Source organism: Paenibacillus sp. FSL R7-0340 (assembly GCF_038002205.1).
Taxonomy (GTDB): Bacteria; Bacillota; Bacilli; order Paenibacillales; family Paenibacillaceae; genus Paenibacillus; species Paenibacillus polymyxa_B.
Map to the genome: position 1 here is coordinate 1,782,080 of NZ_JBBOBY010000001.1, position 22,999 is coordinate 1,805,078.

Consider the following 22,999-nt stretch of genomic DNA (forward strand, 5'->3'; position numbering starts at 1 on the left):
AAGTACTGCTACCTATGAACAGCCAAATATTTTTGTGCCTCTATATTCTATGAAGGAGGTGGTCGCCAACCACATCGTGTTGCGCAACCCGTGTGTTTGATGTGTAAGGTATGAGGTCTTACTCTGTACAGGTTATTCCAGAAACATTAAACCTAGTAAAAGGAGTGGAGAAGTAATTGATTAAACCTAAACGATTCAAGAAACCACTATCTATCGGACTATCTTTGCTAATGGCCTTTTCCTTTGTTCAACCCGCTTTGGCGAATAACACACCAGATGGCTCCAAGCTGGAGCTAAAATCCGCCTCGCACAAGGTCACGACCGCGAAGGTATCCCCGAAACTGACCAAACAGTTTGAGGAGAATAACTATGTTACCTATCTGGTCAAATTAAAAGAACAGGTAGACACCAACAAGGTTTCCAAAAATGCTCTTCAAAAGGCCTCACTTGAGAAAATAACACCTTCCGCTGCCAAAATGGCTGCACGCAGCCATGTGATCAGTTCTCTGCGTGAAACGGCTTCAAGAACCCAATATGGGCTTGAAAATTATTTGGATAAGCAATCAGAGAGCGGCGGAGTGAAGGAATATAAAAGCTTTTTTATTGTCAATGCATTGGCTGTAACAAGCACCAAGGAGGTGCTGGATCATATTTCGCAGCTGCCTGAGGTCGATAAAGTCTTGCCGAATGAAACGCGTTATCTGCAAAAGGTGACGGTTGACAAGCAAGCAGAGGGAGCAAATGCCAAAACAGCTGAAACAGCGACAGCAGCAACGGCGAAGTCTGCAACGGTAGAGAAAGCTGTAGAGCTGGAGAAGGACGATGGCAAAACATCGGCTAAGCCTGGCAATGCAGGTAAGAACGCTGTAGACCCATCTACGGTGGAATGGAACATATCCCATATTAACGCACCACAAGTGTGGGAAAAAGGAATCGACGGAACCGGAATCGTGGTCGCCAATCTGGATACAGGTGTAGATTATACACATCCGGCCCTTCATCGCAAATGGCGGGGTCTGGACGCGGCAGGCAATGTCGTGAATCCTGAGCTGAGCTGGTACGATCCGCATAGTCATGCAACGCTTCCGGTCGATCAGGAAGACGATTCCCATGGTACACATACGATGGGCACGATGGTCGGCTCTGAGGAAAACGGAACGAACCGAGTTGGCGTTGCACCTGGTGCGAAGTGGATTGCGGTTCGGATTTTTAATCCGGAAACGACGGATGCGATTATACTGGATGGCGGTCAATGGCTGCTTGCGCCAAAAGATGCCCAAGGGAATCTTCATCCCGAGCTTGCTCCAGACGTAGTGAACAACTCGTGGGGAGGCGGACCGGGTCTTGATGAATGGTTCCGGCCTGTGGTTCAGGCATGGCGGGATGCTCAAATCTTCCCCGAATTCTCCGCAGGTAATACCTCTCTTTCCAATCCGGGCGGACCTGCCTCGGTAGCCAATCCGGCGAACTATCCGGAATCCTTCGCTACTGGAGCCACGGATATCAATGATAATCTAGCCAGCTTCTCCTTGTTAGGACCATCACCCTATGGTGAGGTGAAGCCCGAAGTTTCCGCGCCGGGTGTAAATATCCGGTCATCTGTGGCTGGTGGCGGCTATAAAGGCGGGTATAACGGTACTTCCATGGCGGGACCTCATGTTGCGGCCCTTGCAGCTCTGTTGCTGCAAGCGAATCATTCTCTTACCGTAGACCAGCTTGAGGAAATTTTGATGAACACAGCTACACCGCGCACGGACAGCACATATCCTACTTCGCCAAACAATGGCTACGGACATGGTGTCATTAATGCGCTGGATGCAGTCGGTTCGGTCATGCAAGGTCTGGGCTCCGTGTCTGGTAAAGTTGTAACGGGTGGCGACGATCTGGAAGCACCTGTTCTCGAGCATACACCGCCCGCAGCGGCATTCGAGGGTATTGATATACCTCTGACTGCTCATGTAACGGATGATGTCGGCGTGACGGCCGTTGAGGCATTTGCCAAAACAGCAGGTACGTCAAACTATGTATATATTCCGTTGGAACGGACCTCCGGCGACAGCAAAGATGGTACATATCAAGCGTCCATCCCGACTTTTTTGGTGGACAGCGCTGGTCTGGAATACTATATTCGTGTAAATGATTACGGTAATAACGGATTTGAAACTGAAGTATACAAGGTTAAAATCTCCAAAGGCGTAAAACCAGGCTACACACAAGACTTTGAAAAAGACATTGCCGGTATTAATATCGGTGGACAGGGCAGTGTTTGGAAATGGGGAACTCCGACAAGCGGCCCTAAAAGCGCACATTCGGGTACAAAGGTCATCGCGACTAATCTCGAAGGCCAATATCAGGCCAACTCCAACAGTTATTTTATGGCCCCTCCGATTGATCTGACCGAGAGCTCAAAAGGGGCGCTGGTCAGCTTCAAGCATTGGTACGATCTTGAAAACAATTCTGATTTCGGCAAAGTGTACGTAGCAACCACAAACAATCAGAATGCGTTTGAGCAGGTATTATCGTTTACTGGCACCAGCAATGGCTGGAAAACACAATATCTTGATTTGCGGGCATTCGCGGGTCAAAAAGTATACCTCCTGTTCAACTTTACTAGTGACAATACGGTTGTGAAAGATGGCTGGTATATTGACGATCTGTCGATTCAGGAGCCAGACACCGTTGCACCTGCTGCGCCGAGCAATTTGACTGCTGAAGCCGATACTGTGGGCAACGTCACACTGGCCTGGAATGCTTCCTCCGATGAAGATGTGAAGCAGTACAAGGTGTATCGTTCTACCCAATCAGGCAAAAATTATACTTCCATCGGTACAACCTCAGCACTGACACTCACAGATACCATCACGGTCGGTGGAGCGACCTATCATTATGCAGTGGCGGCTGAGGATTATAGTGGCAATGAAGGAATCAAGTCGAATGAGGCTTCTCTGAGAGTAGACGTGCCGGATACGCTGTATAGCGATCATTTTGACGGCAGCTCGGATAATGGCTGGACTCATTCCGGTACCAAGGATGAGTGGGAACGTGGCATTCCGAAGGAAGTAGGACCAGAAAGCGCAGTGTCCAGACCAAATGTGTGGGCAACCGATCTTGATAGCAATTATGAGAACGGAGCTGAATTTTCGCTGGTTTCTCCAAAAATTAATTTGCAGGCTGTACGCAATGCAACACTGACCTTCAATCACTGGTTTGAAATTGAGGCCGGCTATGATTACGGTTATGTGGAAGTGTCCAAAAACAATGGCGACACGTGGAGCGAGCTGGGCAAGTTCTCTCACAATACGAATGGGAAAAAGTGGACTCCGGTTTATTACAATCTGGATAGCTACACCGGCAATGAGATCCAAATTCGCTTCCGTTTGAAATCGGATAACAGTGTGAACAAGAACGGCTGGTACATTGACGATTTCCGTGTGTTGGGTATTCCAGCTGCGACAGTGACCAAGGACATCGTACCTGAGTCGAATATCAAGCTGGAAAAAGCGGAAGAACAGTTCCCGCTGTACAAAATTACAAGCACTGAAAAGAGTGAATTCCAGGAGAAAGTGAAGCCGGCAGAAACAACGGTGGATAGTGGACGTGTCGGGCTCGACAGTCTTCCAGCCAGCGCTACGGTTACGGTATTGGAAACCGGACGTTCGGTGAAAACGGATCCGACCACGGGCAAATACAGCTTCACCCATGTAGCGGGCGACTATACGCTGAAGGCTGAAGCCTATGGTTACGTGCCTCAAACGAAAGCAGTCACGATTGAGAATAACAAAGTCATTAGAGCAAACTTTAGCCTTCAGGCCATACCTCACGGTACGATTCACGGGGTCATTATCGACAAGCAATCCGGTGAACCGATCCAAAAAGCGAAAGTGTTGGTGCTGGAGGATGCACGTATTGCTCCGGTAGAGACGAATGAGGCTGGAGAATTTACGCTGGACGTGCTGGAAGGAACATACACATTGTCTATTTCAGCTGAGAATTATTATAGCGACAGTGTATCTGTTATTGCTCCTCCGAACGGTAGTGTGGAAGCGAATGTCACGTTGAAACCTTTCATCGGGTTCCAGGGAGGCATTGCTTACGATGACGGGACAGGAGAAAATGCCAGAGCCTTTAATGCGGCAGGCAATTCATGGGCAGTCAGAATGACGCCTGAGTCGGAAGTGGCTCAAGTGACAGGAGCATCGCTTTTGTTCTGGAACTCTGCCTTCCCGAATCCGGGAGGAACGGCATTCCAATATGCTGTTTATGACGCCTCTGGTGCGGCAGGAGCGCCTGGACGATTATTGGCTGGTCCATTCGACGGGACTGCCGTGCGGGATGAGTCACAATGGACGACAGTGCAGCTTCCAGAACCGGTGACGGTTCAAGGTGACTTCTACATCGTATATACACAGTCTGCTGTGGGCACACAGTCGCCGGGTCTTGCTACAGATGAGAGTGGCCCGAATGCACTTCGCAGCTGGCAAGGTGTAAGTGGCGCATGGAGCCAATCACCTGAGGAGGAAGGGAATTACATGATCCGGGCTATCGTCAGATATCCGGTGAATGCTCCAACGATTACGACTCCTACGAAGGCTACGTATACGCAGGAAGAGTCGATTACCGTAACAGGAACTTCCCCGGCAGAAGGAGCCGATATTCAGCTCTTTAACGGTAAGGAGCTGGCTGGCACAACGAAAGTGAAGGATCGCCACTTCAGTTTGTCGGTTGATCTTCAACCAGGAGCTAATCCGCTAAGTGTTCAAGCAGCGGTATACGGCAAATTAACGGATCGTTCCGAAACGGTGGTTGTGACACTCGATCAGACTAAACCGGGTCTGATCCTGACTTCACCTGATGAAGGGGCCCGTACAAACGCGGGTGTAGTCAGTGTAGTCGGTACCGTGTATGACGAGTTCCTCACCGAATTGACGATTAATGGTGAGCCCGCTGAATTTGGAAGTGACGGCAGCTTTAACAAGCGGTTGCTTATCAACGAAGGTGAAAATCAAATTACGGTGACGGCCAAGGATCTTGCCGAAAACGAAACAAGTGTTACGCGCTCGGTGTATGTCGATACAGCTCTGCCGAAGCTTGAAAACATCAGCCCTGCTGAGGATGTGCGTATTACTCCAGGGCAGCCGGTACGAGTATCCTTTGACAGTGCATCCGGTTTGGAGGCGTCCTTCCATGTGGAGCTGCCTTTCAACCTGTCCACTTTGGGCCGCAACGATATTCCATTAAATGAAACTTCGTCAGGCCACTATGAAGGTACTTATTTCACTTCATCTTCTCTGAACCTGGAGGGCGGAGTCATCGTGATCCGGGTAAGGGATGCAGCGGGAAATGAAGTGGAGACGGAGGCACCGGGAAGATTGTATGTAACCAATGGTGGAGGACAGAACCCTGATCCGAATCCATCCAATGAGAAGCCGGTAGCCATTATTCAGGCTAATGAATCAGCTAAGAAGAACAAAAATGTACAATTTAACGCCAAAGCTTCCCGTGATGTAGACGGTGAGATCGTTAGTTACAGCTGGAATTTTGGCGATGGCGATACGGCGGTCGGTTCCAAGGTGAAGCATAAATTCACCACAGCTGGAACGTATACCGTAGAGCTAACGGTAACGGATAATGACGGCGCAAGTGGTAAGACTGTGCATACGATCACGATCCGTTAACAGCCAGTAGGAAAGGAAATGCTTCTTTTAGAATAACAATGAAGGCCCACAGCAAGCCACGGTTTATAGAGGCTGCTGTGGGCCATTTTTAAATTGTCGAACCGTTCAAGAAGCGGTACAATGAGTAGAACTCTATAAAGTGAATCGTTTCACAATAGAGGATTTTGCAAAAATCTAATAAGCGATTTTCAATAAACAATATATAGATCGAAATGGTCTAGTTTGTCTATATATTGCACTTTGGAGCGACTGGAATCGAATTTTGCAAAATCCTGAATAATATTTTTTAGCAGGAGAGGATCCTATTGATTCATTTGCAAAAAGAAAGCGGACGTATCCGTCTTGTGCTGGATGCCTATTTTATGGGGGAAGATATCATTGTACTCATTTCAGGCGGTGATCAGCCTCATTTGGGAACGATTACAGCAGGGGCCAGACTCGAGCCGATTCAAACTGTGCAATTGCAAAATCACAAGGAGTTTTATATTACCGAAGAAATTGCAGTTCGCTTGCGAAAAGAGTTTGCAGGCAATTTTGCCATTTGCTGCGGGGCACATTTAGATCATGCAACCAAGGACGAAATCCGAGTGCTGACAGATATGGCTATACAACTGGGGAAAGAGCTCATTGGAGAACTCAAGCAAGCACGCTAGTAGCATACCTTTTTAAGTGAACTCCCGAAAGAGCAGATTGCGATATGGGTACTTACTAAAGGGATACTTAAATAGCAATGCAAAGCCATCATCCTCAATTTGTACGGATTTCAGCGCAGAGGATGGAATCAAACTACGGATCATGACATGAACTGCACGCTGGTCTTGTCTGTTGATCGCTTTGGCTAAGGCAGAAGCAAAACATGGATTGCGTGCCAATTCGCGATACAGTGGAAAAACGGCTTTTGCAATGGCGCGATGAACTCTCGGCTCAAACGTAAACTGCACAGTCCCCGGTGGAATCGTCGTTCCATTCGTATAATAGAGCATCGGTGGCTGAGCTAAAAAGGAAATAAAGTAGCCGATGCCATTCGTGCCTAAGCCTTGTTTGGCGGCAAATGGCGCTACTGAGCAGAGAAGGGATTTCATCCGATCCAAATTGCCTTGAACGACAGCTCGTGACCATTGGACGGCAAAAGCACGTCGGGTTGCAATAGCTTTGTAAAAGGGTAGCATGGCAGCGGATATTTTCCTAAGTGTATTTGCATTTAAACGTTTGTGAGGCGAGCCCTTTCTGCGGGATGTTGCACGATATAGCATAGCTCCGACCTCCTTGGTAGGATGCTCTCATGGAGCGCAATTGATCTGTAACAGGTACAATACTGTATGCCCGGTTACCTCAAAAAGTGCTAATATCGCTAGGTTTCTTCTTTTTAACGTTCTAATTTAAAAATTCGAAATAAGTACTGTCCTGATTTGTAAGATTGTGGTACCCTAGAACTTATATAATTGCTATTTTTCGTATTGGAGTTGAATTTAACAGATGAGTGATTTGTACAAGGAGCCTCGATCTTCCGATCCTTTTCAGGAGACGAACGATTATAACGCCCCATTTAACCCGCCCCCAGTAGTTCCACCTACGAATAGTAAAGCTGTTGCCTCGATGGTGCTCGGGATTTTATCTGTTGTCATTCCCTATATCGGGTTGATTATCGGAATTGTGGGTATTATTTTGTCCAGTCTTTCCTTGAAGGAAATTAACCGTCATGGCGAGCAAGGCAGAGGTATGGCCATTGCTGGATTGGTATGTAGTATTATCGGTACACTGATTTATACACTGATCATCATTTTTATAGTTATTGTTTTTATTGTAGCGGCCTCCAGTGGCGATCCGGATATTTTTTCAGACATTTAATCAATTGAAGAATGCTTGAGTCAGACAAACCATTCACGATTTGACGATTGGATGCTATGATAAAAGGAGTCCAATGAAGGAGAGTGAAGCCATATGGCACGTACTCAAACACAAAAAGCGTTGAGCAAGGCAAAACGCGCTGGAATCTATTGCGCGGCACAAAGCCGCAAAACGAATGACCATTATGGCGAGATTTCACAGCACATACGAAAGAAGCCGACCAAGCAAGAACAATTACAGAAGATCAAGCACAAGAAGCGAATCGTTCAGAGCGACGCTTCTTTTTTTGTCTTTAGAGAGAACAGCAGTGTCCTTTTCGGCTTGGATTTATAAAGTAGCAGAGAAATGATTGTATACAAGCGAATAGCGTTTTTCTGTACCGAAAAAGGACTTGATAATAATTATCATTCTTGTTAGAATATCATAAGAAAGAAGGAACCCGGGCATGGGCTCCTTCATTATAAAACTAGGCTTGAAATCAAAGATTTACTTGGCTTCGAAGGTTTTGCAGTCTGTTTCTTCAGACTTGTGAGTGTCTTCAGGTCTGTTGCTTACGATGTAAATGGAGCTAGCGCTGCATTTATTCTCTTGGGCCCAGTGCGTACATGAATTGACTTCACACAGAACGTCTTTTGCCATGTTGTACACCTCCTTATATGGATGTGGTGGGCTGAGCAAATATAATCACGGTCAGTCAAGGTAGGACTTGTCCAACTGTGTTTACCCTCTTGTTAGGAAGAGGGACTTTGCTATGCCTACTTGTACAATATCAAATGAATTTTAAAATTGCAATGTTTGCTTCATTTTGCAGTTCGAAGCGGACACAAGTGTCTCTTTTAATTAAAAAACAAAAGCTGTCCTCCATGCAGAACGAAATGTTTCTCTGCTGGAGAACAGCTTTTGTTGTTTTTCTGACATAATGACGATATGAAAAGACTTAGCGCACGTTAGGAATATTTACGATGGGATCGATGTCAGCATCATAGTCTACGCCCTCAAACTCAAAGCCGAACAGTTGGAAAAATTCGTGACGATATCCTTCAAGATCTGACAATTCGTAGATATTGTTGGTCGTCAGCGCCTCCCATATCTTCTCAACCTCTGCCTGTACGTCTTCGCGCAGTTCCCAATCATCAATACGAATACGTCCTTCTTCATCTACAGGAGTTTCTGGTGCGTACAGACGCTCAGCAAACAGGCGGTAGCTCTGTTCTACGCACCCTTCATGCAGCCCTTTTTCCTTCATTATCTTATATAAAGCAGAAATATACAGAGGAACGACAGGGATAGCGGAGCTAGATTGGGTAACGAGTCCTTTGGTGACTGCGACGAAGGCGCGTCCGCCTGTAACTTTCAGCTGATCGTTCAGCTGATGTGCTGTCTCCTCCAAATGATCCTTTGCACTTCCGATACTGCCTTCTCTGTAGATGGCTTGCGTAATATCTGAACCAATATACGAAAAGGAAAAGGTTGTTGCAGTATCAGCCAATACACCGCCTTCACGCAAGGCGTTAATCCACAATTTCCAGTCCTCACCACCCATAACCTCTACAGTTGCTTGTACTTCTTCTTCTGTTGCGGGTTCAAGCGTCACGCTGCTGACTTCCCCGGTGTGGAAGTTAACGGTCTTGTTTGTGTAAGGCTTACCAATAGGTTTGAGCACGGAATTAAACGTTTCGCCTGTGCGGGGATTTGTACGACGACCTGAAGCGACACTGTAAATCACCAGATCGACTTGTCCCAGTTCTTCGCGAATGGCTTCCACCGTTTTGGATTTGACCTCATCCGAGAAGGCATCGCCTGTTACGCTTAAGGATTTAAGCCCAGCTTCCTGAGCAGCTTTTTCAAATGCAGCAGAATTGTACCAGCCTGCCGATGCTGTACGTGTGGCGGTAGCATTACTAGGGCGATATACACCAATTGTATTGGCACGCGCACCGAAGGCGGCAGTAATGCGAGAGGCCAACCCATATCCGGCAGATGCCCCGATCACAAGTACATTACGGGGTCCTTGGATAGCAGGACGGGCCTGTACATAGTCAATTTGCTCCTGAACATGTTGGGCACAGCCCACCGGATGAGCAGTGGTGCAGATAAAGCCACGTGTTCTTGGTTTGATAATCATGGTATTGTAATTCCTCTCTTCTTGTAGCGATCTTCACCCTTACTATTTTAACTTTTAACTATATTTTTTCAAACGTGGATTTTAGTAAGTATCCTTTTTACCCAAAAGTGTATCCTTGCACGGGGTGGCAAGTGCCTAAGTGCCTGCATATGATGCTGTAACGATAAATATGAGAAGGGAGAGAGTTGCTTGAAGAATAAGAGCCGCAAAACCATAAGAAACAAAAAGCCGCTCTATAGTGTAATTGACCCGGATATGAATGAATTAAGTATGATACATCGCGTGAAGCCACAGCCTGCGGAGAGGGAGACAGAAGCAAGACTTCATCAAGTTGCTTCTCCGCCTCCCCCAACCAAAGAGGAGCCGGAGTTACAGACTGTTGTCGAACCTGAAGTCGAGGCTTCGCATGAGACGGAGGTTGAATTTGCGGATGCAGAGGAGACTCAAGTGTCGATGGAGGAACCCCCAGAGCTAGAAGCAGAGCCGGAGCCAGAGCCAGAGCCAGAACCTGATCCAATTGATGTGGAGGAAATTTTGAGCAATAAGAAGGCTCCGCATGTAAACAACGCTTTCATTTATACAGACGATTTGAGCGATCTCGCTGTAACGGGTGAGAAGATCGCTCCCGCTTCCATAGATTCCAGCAAGCTGAAGCAAGAGAGTATCCACACGGAATCTCTGGCGGATTATGCCGTTCAAACGATTAAGATAGCCGACGGTGCTGTGACTTCTTCGAAGATTGCCCCAGACTCCATTACGGTGGAACATCTGTCGGACGCATCGGTGGCAGGCAGTAAATTGCAGGATCGCTCCATCGGTGGTGAAAAACTTCGAGATGGCAGCATCACTCCAGAAAAGCTGGCTGATAAGATTATCAGCGGCGATCATATTGCGAATGGCTCCATTGAGAGTCGTCACTTCAAGCAATGGATCGTGTCTTCAGATATGCTTCAAGATCAGGCGGTTACATCTGATAAAATTCGCAGTGGTACGATTCAATCGAACAATTTGGCTAATGAAGCTGTCGATAGCTCCAAGCTGGGCGATCAATCTGTGACCACTTCCAAACTGCGGGATGGGGCTGTGGATGGAGTTAAAATCCAAGCTGGCAGCATTGAGAGTGCACACCTGACCGAACATGCCGTTCATGCAAGACATCTGGCCCCCGGTTCAATTAATCGCAAGCAGCTATCCAATGGAATTGTGGGTAAGGAACAGTTGGAGGAAGGCGTTGTCAGCGGGCGTCATCTGGAGTCGGAGGCAGTTACCAGTGCGCACATTCAGGCTGGAGCGATTGAAAGAAAGCATCTGAGTCCTGGCTCCATTGGGGAAGAGCAGCTTGGAACGGGCCAAGTGACAGCCCGCCATCTGGCGGATCGGAGTATTCAGTCCAATAAACTGGCAGATCAGTCTGTAGGCTCATTGCAAATTGTCGATCAATCCGTCACTTCATCCAAGATATCGGATCAGAGCATATTACCACACAAAATTGCCGATGAGGCGGTACTTACCAGACATATTGCTACAGCAGCCATACAAGGTCCACAAATTTCTCCGGAGGCAGTTTCTTCCTTGCATCTCCAGTCCGAAATCATTCGAAAGAATCATATTGCATCGGAGGCGGTTACGGAGCAACATTTGCATTCCGGGGCTGTGACGAGCGAGAAATTAGGGAAGGGAGCAGTTCTGGAACACCATGTGGCGAATCATGCTGTCAAGGAAAATCACATTGCTTCGAGCGCGATTAAGTCTGACAAAATCGCTGACGAAGCAGTGACAGAACCTAAAATTGGCAAAGGGGCGGTAACCGGAAATAAGATTGCCTCTCAAGCCATTACACACGTACACATTGCAACGGGGGGAATTCGTGAAAACCACCTTGCCGACAACAGTGTGGGTGGAAAGGCATTGCAGGCTCAATCCGTCGATTCGACCCATCTGGCCCAGAGTTCTGTTTTGAGCAAACATCTTGGGGAAGACAGTGTTGGAACCTCGGCTTTGCAAGAACAGTCCGTTACCGCGGACATACTAGGTGAAGGCGCTGTTCAAACCGCGCATTTGGCCAGCGGAGCGGTGTACTCCCATCATTTGCAGGATCATGCTGTTACTTCGCTGAAACTATCGCCGGAAAGTGTGGCCACGGATAAAATCAATGATTTGGCGATTACGGCTCCTAAGTTAGCTGAGGGTAGTGTTACTTCCTCTAAGCTGTCTGCTCGTTCCGTGCAGCCGTGGCATATTACGGATAAAGCAGTGCAGAGTAACCATCTGGCTGTTGAAGCGGTGGAGGCGAATCATCTCGCTCCGGAATCCGTCACCTCTAATCATTTGCAATCTGCATCGGTCCAAACCAAACACCTCGCCCCCGATAGTGTATCCGGTCATGCGCTTCAGTCGGAAAGTGTCACCTCTGAGAAGCTAGCAGCCCGTGCTGTGCAGGCTCCCAATCTGGCGGAAAATAGCGTGGGTCCCGGACATTTGGCTGCGCAAGCCGTACACACTCGGCATTTGGCAGCAGGAGCAGTACAGGAGACGGAATTAGCCCAGAATGCTGTGAAGTCTGCACATCTTGCGCCCGAATCCATCCAATCGGAGCACTTGCAAAGCGGGGTCATTCAGGGAGAGCATATCGCATTGCAGGCTATAGCGACTCCGGCTTTACAGGATGAATCGGTCACCTCTGCCAAACTGTCGGAGGGAAGCGTAACTCCCACGAAACTGTCTGCCCATGCCGTGCAGTCCGGACATATTATGGACGAAGCTGTACAAAGCAACCATTTGGCTGTGGCGGCCGTGGATTCGGCACATCTGGCTGCAGGAGCGGTCACCTCGGTGCATCTACAGGCTTCCTCGGTGCTCACGAGACATTTGGCCCCGGATAGTGTGTCAGGTCGTGCGCTTCAAGCGGAAAGCGTCACCTCGGAAAAGCTGGCAGCGCGCTCGGTACAAGGAATGAACCTCGCGGAAGGCAGCATCGGCCCTTCACATCTTTCTGCGCAAACGGTGCACACTCGGCATCTGGCAGCTGGAGCAGTACAGGATAGAGCACTGGCAGAGGGTGCAGTGAAGTCCGTGCACATCGCACCGGAATCCATCCAGCCACATCATCTGCAAATTGGAACCATTCAGGGAGAGCACATCGCATCACAGTCCATATCGACCGATGCTTTGCAGGATGAGTCCGTTACGTCCGACAAACTGGCGGATAAGGGCGTGACTGCCGCCAAGCTGTCTGCCCACTCGGTCCAGCCGTGGCACATTACAGACGAAGCGGTGCAAGCCAAACATTTGGCAGAAGAAGCCGTTCAGTCCAATCATCTGGCCCAGGAATCGGTCACCTCTGCCCATTTGCAGGCTTCAGCGGTGCTTGCGAGCCATCTGGCCCCGGATAGCGTATCCAGTAGTGCGCTTCAAGCAGAAAGCATCACCTCAGAAAAGCTGGCGGCACACTCGGTGCAAGCGACGCATCTCGCGGAAGGCAGCGTTGGCCCTCCACATCTGTCCACGCAAGCGATACACACCCGGCACTTGGCAACGGGTGCAGTACAGGACAGAGCGCTGGCAGAAGGGGCAGTGAAATCCGTGCATATCGCACCGGAGTCCATCCAGTCGCATCATCTGCAAACGGGAACCATTCAGGATGTGCATATCTCCTCACAGGCGATATCGACTGATGCTTTGCAGAATGAGTCCGTTACGTCCGACAAATTGGCGGATGAAGGCGTGACTGCCGCCAAACTGTCTGCCCACTCAGTCCAGTCGTGGCACATCACAGACGAAGCGGTGCAAGCCAATCATTTGGCAGAAGAGGCTGTCCAGTCCAACCATTTGGCCCTGGAATCCGTCAGCTCTGCCCATTTGCAGGCTTCGGCGGTGCTTGCGAGCCATCTGGCCTCGGATAGCGTATCCAGTAGTGCGCTTCAAACAGAAAGCGTCACCTCGGAAAAGCTGGCGGCACACTCGGTGCGAGCGTTAAATCTCGCGGAAGGAAGCGTCGGCCCTTCACATCTGTCCACGCAGGCGATACACCCCCGGCATTTGGCACCCGGCGCAGTACAGGACAGAGCGCTGGCAGAAGGGGCAGTAAAGTCTGTGCATATCGCACCGGAGTCCATCCAGTCGCATCATCTGCAAACGGGGACCATTCAGGGTGTGCATATCGCCTCACAGGCGATATCGACCGATGCTTTGCAGGATGAGTCCGTTACGTCCGACAAATTGGCGGATGAGGGCGTGACTGCCGCCAAGCTGTCTGCCCACTCGGTCCAGCCGTGGCACATTACAGACGAAGCGGTGCAAGCCAATCATTTGGCAGAAGAGGCCGTCCAGTCGAACCATTTGGCCTCGGAATCCGTCACCTCTGATCATTTACAGGCTTCCTCGGTGTTTGCGAGACATCTGGCCGTTGACAGTGTGTCAGGTCGTGCGCTTCAAGCAGAAAGCATCACCACGGAAAAGCTGGCGGCACGCTCGGTGCAAGCGACGAATCTCGCGGAAGGAAGCGTCGGTCCTTCACAGTTGTCTGAGCATGCCGTACACCCCCGGCATTTGGCACCTGGCGCAGTACAGGACAGAGCGCTAGCAGAAGGGGTAGTAAAGTCCGTGCATATCGCACCGGAGTCCATCCAGTCGCATCATCTGCAAATGGGAACCATTCAGGGTGTGCATATCGCCTCACAGGCGATATCGACCGATGCTTTGCAGAATGAATCTGTTACGTCCGACAAATTGGCGGATGAGAGCGTGACTGCCGCCAAGCTGTCTGCCCACTCGGTCCAGCCGTGGCACATTACAGACGAAGCGGTGCAAGCCAATCATTTGGCAGAAGAGTCTATCCAGTCGAACCATTTGGCTCCGGAATCCGTCACCTCTGATCATTTACAGGCTTCCTCGGTGTTTGCGAGACATCTGGCCGTTGACAGTGTGTCAGGTCGTGCGCTTCAAGCAGAAAGCATCACCTCGGAAAAGCTGGCGGCACGCTCGGTGCAAGCGATGAATCTCGCGGAAGGAAGCGTCGGTCCTTCACAGTTGTCTGAGCATGCCGTATACCCCCGACATTTGGCACCTGGCGCAGTACAGGACAGAGCGCTGGCAGAGGGGGCAGTGAAGTCCGTGCATATCGCACCGGAGTCCATTCAGCCGCACCATCTACACCTTGGAACCATTCAGGGTGTGCATATCGCATCCCAAGCAATATCAACTGATGCTTTGCAGGATGAGTCGGTTACGTCCGGCAAACTGGCGGATGATGGCGTGACTGCTGCCAAAATATCTCCTCATTCGGTCCAGCCGTGGCATATTACGGACGAAGCGGTGCAAGCCAATCATTTGGCAGAAGAGGCCGTCCAGTCGAGCCATCTGGCTCCTGAATCCGTCACCTCTGCCCATTTGCAGGCTTCGGCAGTGATGACTCGGCATATTGCGCCAGGGAGTATATCGGTTCACGCGCTCCAGGCAGGCAGCGTGAACGCTGAGAAGCTTGCGCTTCGGGCGGTGCGTGCTTCGAATCTGGCAGAAGCCAGCATAAACTCCGTGCATTTAACGGAGCAAGCCGTACACGCTCAGCATTTGGCCGAGGGGGCGATCCAAGGGTCCGCACTGGCAGAAGGCGTGGTGCAGTCCAGGCATATCGCGCTGGATTCAGTCCAGTCGGAGCATCTGCAGGCAGGGGCTATTCAGCCACAGCATGTAGGCTGGCAGGCAGTGGCTGAGGATGCTATACAGGAAGGAGCGGTGACGTCCAGCAAGCTGGCAGATGGAACGGTACAGTCCCGCCATGTGGCTGAGGAGGCTATTGCAAGCCACCACATTGGAGAGGAAGTTATTGATTCGCATCACCTAAAGCCGGGCTCGGTGACACTGGCTCAGCTGTCCACAGATATACATCTCTCGGGACTTTTGCCAGAGGAAGGCGTCAGTGGCGACAGACTTCAGGCAAACAGTGTATCTCGCAGCCATCTGAAAGCTCAGGCCGTCGACAGCGAGGTGCTGAGCCCAGAAGCCGTGGGACCAGAGCATCTGCAAGCGGCTGCGGTACAAAGCCATCATGTGGCAGAGCAGAGCATTGAAGGTCATCATCTGGTGGAAGGCTCGGTAGGCTCACGTGAGCTGGAGCTGAACGCAGTGAAGCCGGAGCATTTGAGCATCACTCCGGTCCGTACTTGTGCGAATCAGCCAGCATTGCAGCAGTTTGGCAGAGCGCCGTTTCTTTTGAAAGGCAGTGAAGGAGAGACGGAAGTAACCATTGTATTCGGGGAGCCTTTTGTAAACCCGGACTACACGTTGGTAGCGATGACGAACCACCCTCTCTTTCATGCGACGCTGAAATCTCAGACGCCGAATGGAGCAGTGATCGTCGTAACCAAGTGGAACGAAACCGCGCATAACTACGGTATTATTTCCTGGATCGCCATTGGTTAGTGAAGATGGTTATTGTAAAACTCATAGCGTGCAGACTCATGTATTTTCTAAATACAGGGCTGCACGCTTTTTCATATACTTTTCACACATTTGCTCCACAATTATCCCGAATTCTCCTGATAAGCTAAAGATACTTTAAAGGAGAGGTGATTCAATCATGAAAAAATGGACTAAAAATGCAGCAGCCGTATTGACCGTAGTAAGTGTATTGGGAGGAGCAAGCAGTGCATTCGCCGCTACAGCAACAACGACTCCAGCGAGCACTGCACCAGCAATCAAAGCTCCTGCGGTTACGACTCCGGCTACCAAAACACCGGCAAAAGCACCTGTGACGAAAACACCTATGGTGAAAGCACCCGTTAAAAAAGCTACAACAGCTCATAAAACAACAACCAAAGCGAAGAAAGCCCCTGCCAAAAAATCCGTTGCGAAAAAAGTGGCAAGCCACAAAACAAAAGCAGTGAAAGTGCAGCATCGTACAGTTAAACATCATGCAAAAAAACATAATGTTGTTAAACACAAAGCAACAACTCATAAAACTCGTGCACATCATGTCGTAGCTAAAAAAGTGACCCACAAAGCTCCAGTTAAAAAAGCAGTTCCAGCCAAAGCAGCTCCAAAAACAGTCAAAACAGCTCCAAAAACAGTAACAACCAAGAAATAAGACTGATATGTAGTTAGCATTCAGCTCGCCTGGCATATACAGCAGCGATTCATGATAAGAAAGACGGGACCGGGAACGGTATACCCGTCTTTTGTCTATTCTGCTGGGCTTCTGTTAAGCTTAAAGAGAGGATGGAAGCATCCAGAACAACGGCAAGGGGTTAAGGTCATGACAAAAATAGTAGTAGTGGATGACGATGTGTTCATTCTGCAATTAATATCTGAATATTTGAAAAAAGAATCCTACGAGGTCACTTCCTTTTCCAGTGGTAAAACACTGGTAGAGCATATCCGTACGAACCGTCCGGATTGTCTCGTTCTTGATATTATGATGCCTGGCATTGATGGGCTTTCTCTACTGACTCAGCTTCGTGAGTTTACGGAAATGCCGATCATTATGATCTCTGCCCGTGGAGAAGAAAACGACCGTATTCACGGGCTGGAGCTGGGATGCAGTGATTTTTTGACTAAGCCCTTTAATCCAAGGGAGTTGGTAGGAAGGGTCAAAGCGATGCTGAGACTGAGCAAGGCCGGAATGTCTGCATCAGACGATAGGCAAGCGGCAGAAAGCGCAGATATATGCCATGCGGGCAATCTGTGTATTTTTGCTGACTTTCGTAAAGTGACAGTGGACGGACAAGAGCTAAATTTGACCTCACGTGAATTCGACCTGCTGCTGTTTCTTGCGAATCATCTGGAAAGACCTTTCGGCAGGGAACATCTGATTCAGCAGGTGTGGAGCTATGATTTTATAGGTGATGTGAGAGTCGTGGATGATTTGGTCAAGCGGATTCGTAAAAAGTTAGCTGAATATCACTCTACGCTCGTCATTAACACCGTATGGGGTTTCGGATATAAAGCAACGGTTCAGGAGTTGTAACCATGCGTACGATGAGAGCTAAAATACTGCTTTCCCTGACCATCGCCATGCTTATTACCGTCTGTATTACGGTGGTCTTATTCATCAGGCTTATCGACGACATTCTGGTGAATCAGGCCAAATCCAAGCTTCATGAGCAGGCGCGCAAAGCCGTCCATATTATGAGTGACGGAGGCTTTGATCGACTGGATAATGCTGAATTTAACTATGTTATCAAGGGCGTGCTTTTATCTGCTGATTACTTTATTTTAAGCACGGATAACCGCATCATCGACTCAAGCGTCTCTGGAATGGAAGGCAAAAAGATAGAGCATTTGCTTTTGATCCGCCAAGGATTTTTTGCATCGGTTCATCCGTCTGCCCAGGATCTGACCGCTACACATGAAGGGGTGGCTGTGCTTCAAGGTAAAAAGGTACTGTTTACGAATGAAGAATTGCCCGGACAACCTTTTCGTATTTTTGTATACTCACCCTTATCTTCTTTACGAGCACTGTATGTGCCGTTAATGAGAACCACATTACTGTCTATCATCGCGGGTTTTTTGGTGATTCTCGTCATTGGTCTGATGGTTGTCTCACGTCTGGTGCGTCCGCTCAAACGATTGAAGGAGGCGGTAGGCAACTACGAACCGAATCAGCCGCAGGATAGTGATTTTCCGCAGGCGGATAAAAGTGAGATTGGCGAGCTGATCGGTACCTTTCATTCCATGTCCGCCCGTATTCAGCACCATCACCACGGTCAAATTGAATTCCTGCAAAATGTATCTCACGAGCTAAGGACACCGTTAATGTCGATTCAAGGCTATGTATATGCCATTCAGGATCAAGTGGTATCCCAGGACGAGGGGCTAAGTATCATCAAAGTGCAGTCCCAGCGGTTAATTGATATGGTGGAAAAGCTGCTGCAGCTATCGAGGTTGGAGGCGCTGAATGAAGAATGGCCTGTCTCTCTGGTTGATCTTAGAAGCATGGCGGAGGATGCTGTTCATCTATTGATGCCGGTGGCTGCTGAACGTTCTATCTCGCTTCGAGTGGAGGGAGAGGGCCTGCATGTGGCCGTTCCGGCCGAGCAATTGTTCCGTATGATATTGAATTTGTTGCAAAATGCAGTTCGGCACACCTCTACGGAGGTTGTCATTCATTTGGAGACAGGGACAACACCGGAGGTTGTATGGGTTATGCATGTGGATGATGATGGGGAAGGGCTGACTGAACAAGAGGCAGCCGAGGTATTTGGAAGATTCTATGCGGGCTCGAATGGTGCCACAGGTCTTGGATTGGCTATTTGTCGTCAAATTGCTACCCGATTGAATGGAGAACTACTCTGCACACGTTCGCCATGGGGTGGAGCACGCTTCAGCTATATCCAGCGCATGTTATAAATGAGTACAGAAATGGTTAAAAATGATCGTTTTTTCGGACAAACATTCCATTTATATAACATGGTGTGAAAGGTTTTTGGTGATATTTTAGATATTGCTTGACTGGTAGGTACTAAACTGAGTAAAATTAATCGTATATACCTTGACTCATGGACGTCGTTTTTTTAGATAGTGGTCAATAATAGTGATGAATAATAAATGAAAGAGTGATGAGATGAACCGCCTTTTGGAAGTGAAGGACTTAACGATATCTTTCAAGACCCGTCAGGGACTAGTGCAGGCCATTCGTGGCGTAAACTTTCATGTCAATAAAGGAGAGACGCTGGCGATTGTGGGCGAATCCGGCTCAGGCAAAAGCGTAACCTCACAAGCTGTTATGAAGTTGATTCCGACCCCTCCGGGCATTTATCAAAAGGGTCAAATTATGTTTGACGGACAAGAGCTGATTAATAAAACAGAGAAGCAGATGCAAAAAATTCGTGGTAAGGAAATTGGCCTGATTTCTCAGGACCCAATGACTTCGCTTAACCCGACGATGAAAGTGGGTAAGCAGATCACGGAAGTGCTTTTCAAGCATGAAAAAATATCCAAGGATGCTGCTCGCAAGCGGGGTATTGAGTTGCTGAATCTGGTAGGTATTCCACATCCTGAACAGCGTTTTAACCAATATCCGCATGAATTTAGTGGCGGTATGCGTCAACGTGTCGTCATTGCGATGGCATTGGCTGCTAATCCGAAACTTCTGATTGCCGATGAGCCGACGACTGCGTTGGACGTAACGATTCAAGCTCAAATTTTGGAGTTAATGAAGGATCTTCAGAAAAAGATCGATACTTCCATCATCTTTATTACTCATGACCTCGGTGTTGTGGCGAAGATGGCTGATCGCGTTGCCGTTATGTACGCAGGACAAATCGTGGAAACAGGTACGGTTAATGAAATTTTCTATAACCCGAAACATCCATATACATGGGGCCTTCTCGCTTCTATGCCAAGTTTGGACAGCCATGGTCAGAAGCTGGCAGCTATTCCGGGAACACCTCCGGATCTGCTTCACCCACCTGTAGGGGATGCTTTTGCAGCCCGCAGTTCTTATGCTATGAAAATTGACTTTGAGAAAGAGCCTCCACTCTTTCAATTATCCGATACGCACTTTGTGAAATCATGGTTGCTGCATCCAGATGCGCCTGCGGTTGAGCCACCAGAAGCTGTAAAGGCTAAACTTCGCAAGCTGGATAACGCATTTGAAAAGCCGGTTTTGGTAGAAAAATACGGCAGTTAAGGCGTGTTATAATTTGTAATTAAACAAATGAAAAATAAAAAAAGGGCTGTTCTCTCCGTGTGGAATCATTCTACGGAGGAAACAGCCTTTTTGGTGTAAAATCGCAGGTTGTAGGCGCCTGTGGTTATTTGTGTTAGCAGGCAGTGCTTACAGCTTACCGGAACCGGCTTGGGAAGTGACTTCTGCCTTCACACTGGCGGATGGGGAGATTTTATCGTTCAGCGATGGTTTCCAGCCTACAGAGGAGCTAAGACCCGCGCTGGAGCCTGCGTTAACAGCTTGTCCATTCAGGATTGTGCCCGTATCTGACAGGGCAGTTCCTCCAAAGACAGTCACGATTTTAGCTGCAGTTAAACCGGCAACGTCAATGACATTGTTTTCGGCGAAGATTTTGGAGGATTTACCTGCGCCCCATATATACAGTGAAGGATATTCGGAGCGTTTTACATCACCAGTATAGTAATTGTTGTACAGATGGACTTGTCCATACCGCACGCGTGGTGTGCGTTGTACCGTGTTTTCATAATAGTTGTGATGCAGAGTTACACGTAAAGCCCCTTCATCTGCTGTTTTACTGTCGCTGTTGCCAATAATCGATGATTTATCATGATCGTAAAAATGATTGTAAGAAACAGTAACCAGATCGCCTTGGTTAATCACATCGAGAAGTCCATCATGATGCTGGTATTCTTGGCCGTAAAAGGTGCCATTTTGGCTGTCGGGGTGAGACCCATCATTGAAGGTATTGTGGTCTACCCATACATGTGTGGCGCCGTTAACTGTAATGCTGTCATATTCCGAATTCCAATTGCCTGTACTGCCGTCCGTTGGGTCCCACTGAGGAAAATAATCGTAGGCATCCTGGAATTCGATATTACGGATAATAACGTTGTCTGTCCCTTTTTTTAGTTGGAAGTTTGCGCCATTAATGACCGCGTCGCTTCCCAGACCGACAATCGTAGTATTGGACGGAATTTCAATGACGACACGACTGGCCTGATTTTTTTGTGAAGCCTCACGTGCCTTTTCCAATGTGCCAGACGGGGCCTTTTTACCCCATGTGGACGGGTCATACGCTTTGAGGTAGGCGTCAAACTCATATTTAGAGTCCTTGTAGTCGTTCAATCCCAATGACTTGTTATTGTCATCGACGTTGGCGTTGATCGTGCCTTTGACATAAATGATTTTAGGCGTACTATTGCTGTTTTTGCCCAAAGCATCGACAAGTTGCTTGCGATTCGTTACGGTGAAAATATTGGAGGTAGTCGCCGTAGCTCCACCTGTTGTGCCTGTAGAAAAGGCTGCCCATCCGTTTTTGCTGCCGAGCGTCTCCTTGCCAATATCGCTGGCTGCATGAGCAGGTGCACCTATAGGAGCCAGAGTAGTGAACAGTAGAGCCGCTGCGATTCCGAGTGAAAATCTCTTTTTCATAAAATACCTCCGTATATTGGATTAATGGAGTAGATGAACGAAGGGAGTCCCGGGTGCTCCTGTGGTTTCTACATTTTCTATCATACTTTCTGTTCCAGTATTTGTTAATATAATAAAAGTTACATACTAAAATTTTTGTCGAATTTTTTATATAATTCAATAGACCCCTTCTTTTTCCAATCAAGACGTATATGCAATAATGAAAACGTTAACAATCACACGGAATAGGAAATGTATATATGAATATATGGAATTGTTTTTGTATTTTTATCAGAATGTTAACGATTTCAATTCTTGATCGTATCTTGATGGCACGACCAGCTTCTGTATAATAACTGGGAGATCAAACACTGCGTGATGTGTTTGAACAGGTGATTATTTCGGAAGAAGTAGGTTACCAAAAGCCACAAGCTGCTATTTTTGATTATGTATTTACAAAGCGGGTCATTTCGGATAAAAGGAAGGCTCTCATGATCGGTGATTCACTGACTTAGGATATTCAGAGAGGGAACAATAACGGAATTGATAGCTGTTGGTTCAACCCTACCGGGAAAATAAACACATCTGCAATTCAACCAACCTTTGAAATAAAAACCCTGATGGAGCTAGCGAATATTGTACTTTCAGAAAGTATGTGTTGAATCTTACAACGCCCGAAGCGGAATGTTAAAAACATTGGATAACACATAACCGTACAATCGTACACTGAAAAAGTTAGAAGCAGGATTTTTTTCATAATATTCACAGATGAAGGCAAATGCAATGATAAATTTGCCCATTTTGACAATACTAGTATTGTTGGACACTGGCATAAATGATAAGCCTGGATTAACTGAAAATTGCAAAATAATAGCCTACAGTGAAGCTTGTCCGAGGCAGATTATAGAGAATACGGGAAGCTTGTCTACGGTTTTCAATGCCATATGGAGTTTAAACATGAATTGGTAGAGCTTCTAATCGAGAATTCGGAAGCCGGACTATCTGAACGTAGTAGCCACAGATTCATTCAGCAGCCAGAACTACTGAGAAATAGTGACTACAAAGTGATGAATGAAAATCTGTTTTTATTTTTAGACAAATTCGTAATCGAGTATTTAAAAAATAGCAATTACACTCCAAGCAGGTTTTAGTCATATAGGAAGTCGCCATATTGGCGGCTTTTTTTTAAAACGTATCAGTTTCTCAAAAAAAGATTTGACCTGTAATGCGTTACACTAATTACGGTGTAAATGTAGTACATAACAACAATCATGTCATTTGTGTTTATCGACATTGACGGTACACTTGTCGGTG

13 protein-coding genes and 1 pseudogene are annotated in these 22,999 nt (G+C 47.9%); 10 read left to right on the forward strand and 4 right to left on the reverse strand.

Annotation, left to right across the window (positions count from 1 at the left end):
* Positions 1-176: 176 nt before the first annotated feature.
* A complete protein-coding gene (locus MKX59_RS07960; protein ID WP_340858075.1) occupies positions 177-5,675 on the forward strand; it encodes a S8 family serine peptidase in 5,499 nt (1,832 codons plus the stop codon).
* 305 nt (positions 5,676-5,980) lie between these two features.
* A complete protein-coding gene (gene lpdD / locus MKX59_RS07965) occupies positions 5,981-6,328 on the forward strand; it encodes a prenylated flavin chaperone LpdD (RefSeq protein ID WP_023989817.1) in 348 nt (115 codons plus the stop codon).
* 12 nt (positions 6,329-6,340) lie between these two features.
* On the opposite strand, the gene MKX59_RS07970 is transcribed toward lpdD, so the two are convergent.
* Positions 6,341-6,928 carry a hypothetical protein gene (locus tag MKX59_RS07970; RefSeq protein WP_076265307.1) on the reverse strand — a complete coding sequence of 196 codons (588 nt, stop codon included), beginning with the start codon at positions 6,926-6,928 and terminating at the stop codon, positions 6,341-6,343.
* Positions 6,929-7,151: 223 nt separating this feature from the next.
* Here MKX59_RS07970 and MKX59_RS07975 point away from each other — a divergent pair, with 223 nt between their 5' ends.
* The gene (locus MKX59_RS07975; protein ID WP_025720792.1) at positions 7,152-7,523 is read left to right on the forward strand and encodes a DUF4190 domain-containing protein; all 372 of its coding nucleotides are present in this window, start codon (positions 7,152-7,154) and stop codon (positions 7,521-7,523) included.
* A gap of 93 nt (positions 7,524-7,616) precedes the next feature.
* The gene (locus MKX59_RS07980) at positions 7,617-7,856 is read left to right on the forward strand and encodes a hypothetical protein (protein WP_076265306.1); all 240 of its coding nucleotides are present in this window, start codon (positions 7,617-7,619) and stop codon (positions 7,854-7,856) included.
* 153 nt (positions 7,857-8,009) lie between these two features.
* Here MKX59_RS07980 and MKX59_RS07985 read toward each other — a convergent pair whose 3' ends face one another.
* Together MKX59_RS07985 and fabV are read right to left on the reverse strand one after the other, a co-directional pair.
* Positions 8,010-8,162 (reverse strand): DUF1540 domain-containing protein, encoded by a 153-nt coding sequence (locus tag MKX59_RS07985; RefSeq protein WP_023989813.1) that lies wholly within the window; start codon positions 8,160-8,162, stop codon positions 8,010-8,012.
* A gap of 298 nt (positions 8,163-8,460) precedes the next feature.
* Complete coding sequence (gene fabV / locus MKX59_RS07990) at positions 8,461-9,648, reverse strand: enoyl-ACP reductase FabV (protein ID WP_028542496.1); 1,188 nt, start codon at positions 9,646-9,648, stop codon at positions 8,461-8,463.
* 189 nt (positions 9,649-9,837) lie between these two features.
* On the opposite strand from fabV, the gene MKX59_RS07995 reads away from it, so the two are divergent.
* From MKX59_RS07995 to MKX59_RS08015, 5 genes are all read left to right on the forward strand, one after another.
* Positions 9,838-16,068 (forward strand): WIAG-tail domain, encoded by a 6,231-nt coding sequence (locus MKX59_RS07995; protein ID WP_340858080.1) that lies wholly within the window; start codon positions 9,838-9,840, stop codon positions 16,066-16,068.
* 157 nt (positions 16,069-16,225) lie between these two features.
* Entirely contained in the window at positions 16,226-16,732 is a 507-nt protein-coding gene (locus MKX59_RS08000; RefSeq protein WP_076264787.1) for a hypothetical protein, read from the forward strand.
* 168 nt (positions 16,733-16,900) lie between these two features.
* Positions 16,901-17,611 (forward strand): response regulator transcription factor, encoded by a 711-nt coding sequence (locus MKX59_RS08005; RefSeq protein WP_023989808.1) that lies wholly within the window; start codon positions 16,901-16,903, stop codon positions 17,609-17,611.
* A gap of 2 nt (positions 17,612-17,613) precedes the next feature.
* A complete protein-coding gene (locus MKX59_RS08010; RefSeq protein WP_076264786.1) occupies positions 17,614-18,993 on the forward strand; it encodes a HAMP domain-containing sensor histidine kinase in 1,380 nt (459 codons plus the stop codon).
* A gap of 214 nt (positions 18,994-19,207) precedes the next feature.
* Positions 19,208-20,275 (forward strand): ABC transporter ATP-binding protein, encoded by a 1,068-nt coding sequence (locus MKX59_RS08015; RefSeq protein WP_076264785.1) that lies wholly within the window; start codon positions 19,208-19,210, stop codon positions 20,273-20,275.
* Between the two features lie 147 nt (positions 20,276-20,422).
* Here the strand turns inward: MKX59_RS08015 and MKX59_RS08020 are convergent, their stop codons facing one another.
* The gene (locus MKX59_RS08020) at positions 20,423-21,706 is read right to left on the reverse strand and encodes a pectate lyase family protein (RefSeq protein ID WP_076264784.1); all 1,284 of its coding nucleotides are present in this window, start codon (positions 21,704-21,706) and stop codon (positions 20,423-20,425) included.
* Between the two features lie 350 nt (positions 21,707-22,056).
* Between MKX59_RS08020 and MKX59_RS08025 the strand changes: the two are divergent.
* Positions 22,057-22,376 (forward strand): annotated as a pseudogene (locus tag MKX59_RS08025) (HAD-IA family hydrolase); the annotation flags it as partial.
* Positions 22,377-22,999 lie beyond the last annotated feature (623 nt).

Excerpts from the sequence above, each read along its gene's own strand:
- MKX59_RS07975 (WP_025720792.1), top strand. The coding sequence starts at position 7,152 with ATGAGTGATTTGTACAAGGAGCCTCGATCTTCCGATCCTTTTCAGGAG.
- MKX59_RS07970 (WP_076265307.1), bottom strand. The coding sequence starts at position 6,928 with ATGCTATATCGTGCAACATCCCGCAGAAAGGGCTCGCCTCACAAACGT.
- MKX59_RS07980 (WP_076265306.1), top strand. The coding sequence starts at position 7,617 with ATGGCACGTACTCAAACACAAAAAGCGTTGAGCAAGGCAAAACGCGCT.
- fabV (WP_028542496.1), bottom strand. The coding sequence starts at position 9,648 with ATGATTATCAAACCAAGAACACGTGGCTTTATCTGCACCACTGCTCAT.
- MKX59_RS08010 (WP_076264786.1), top strand. The coding sequence starts at position 17,614 with ATGCGTACGATGAGAGCTAAAATACTGCTTTCCCTGACCATCGCCATG.
- MKX59_RS08005 (WP_023989808.1), top strand. The coding sequence starts at position 16,901 with ATGACAAAAATAGTAGTAGTGGATGACGATGTGTTCATTCTGCAATTA.
- MKX59_RS08000 (WP_076264787.1), top strand. The coding sequence starts at position 16,226 with ATGAAAAAATGGACTAAAAATGCAGCAGCCGTATTGACCGTAGTAAGT.
- MKX59_RS08015 (WP_076264785.1), top strand. The coding sequence starts at position 19,208 with ATGAACCGCCTTTTGGAAGTGAAGGACTTAACGATATCTTTCAAGACC.
- MKX59_RS07985 (WP_023989813.1), bottom strand. The coding sequence starts at position 8,162 with ATGGCAAAAGACGTTCTGTGTGAAGTCAATTCATGTACGCACTGGGCC.
- MKX59_RS08020 (WP_076264784.1), bottom strand. The coding sequence starts at position 21,706 with ATGAAAAAGAGATTTTCACTCGGAATCGCAGCGGCTCTACTGTTCACT.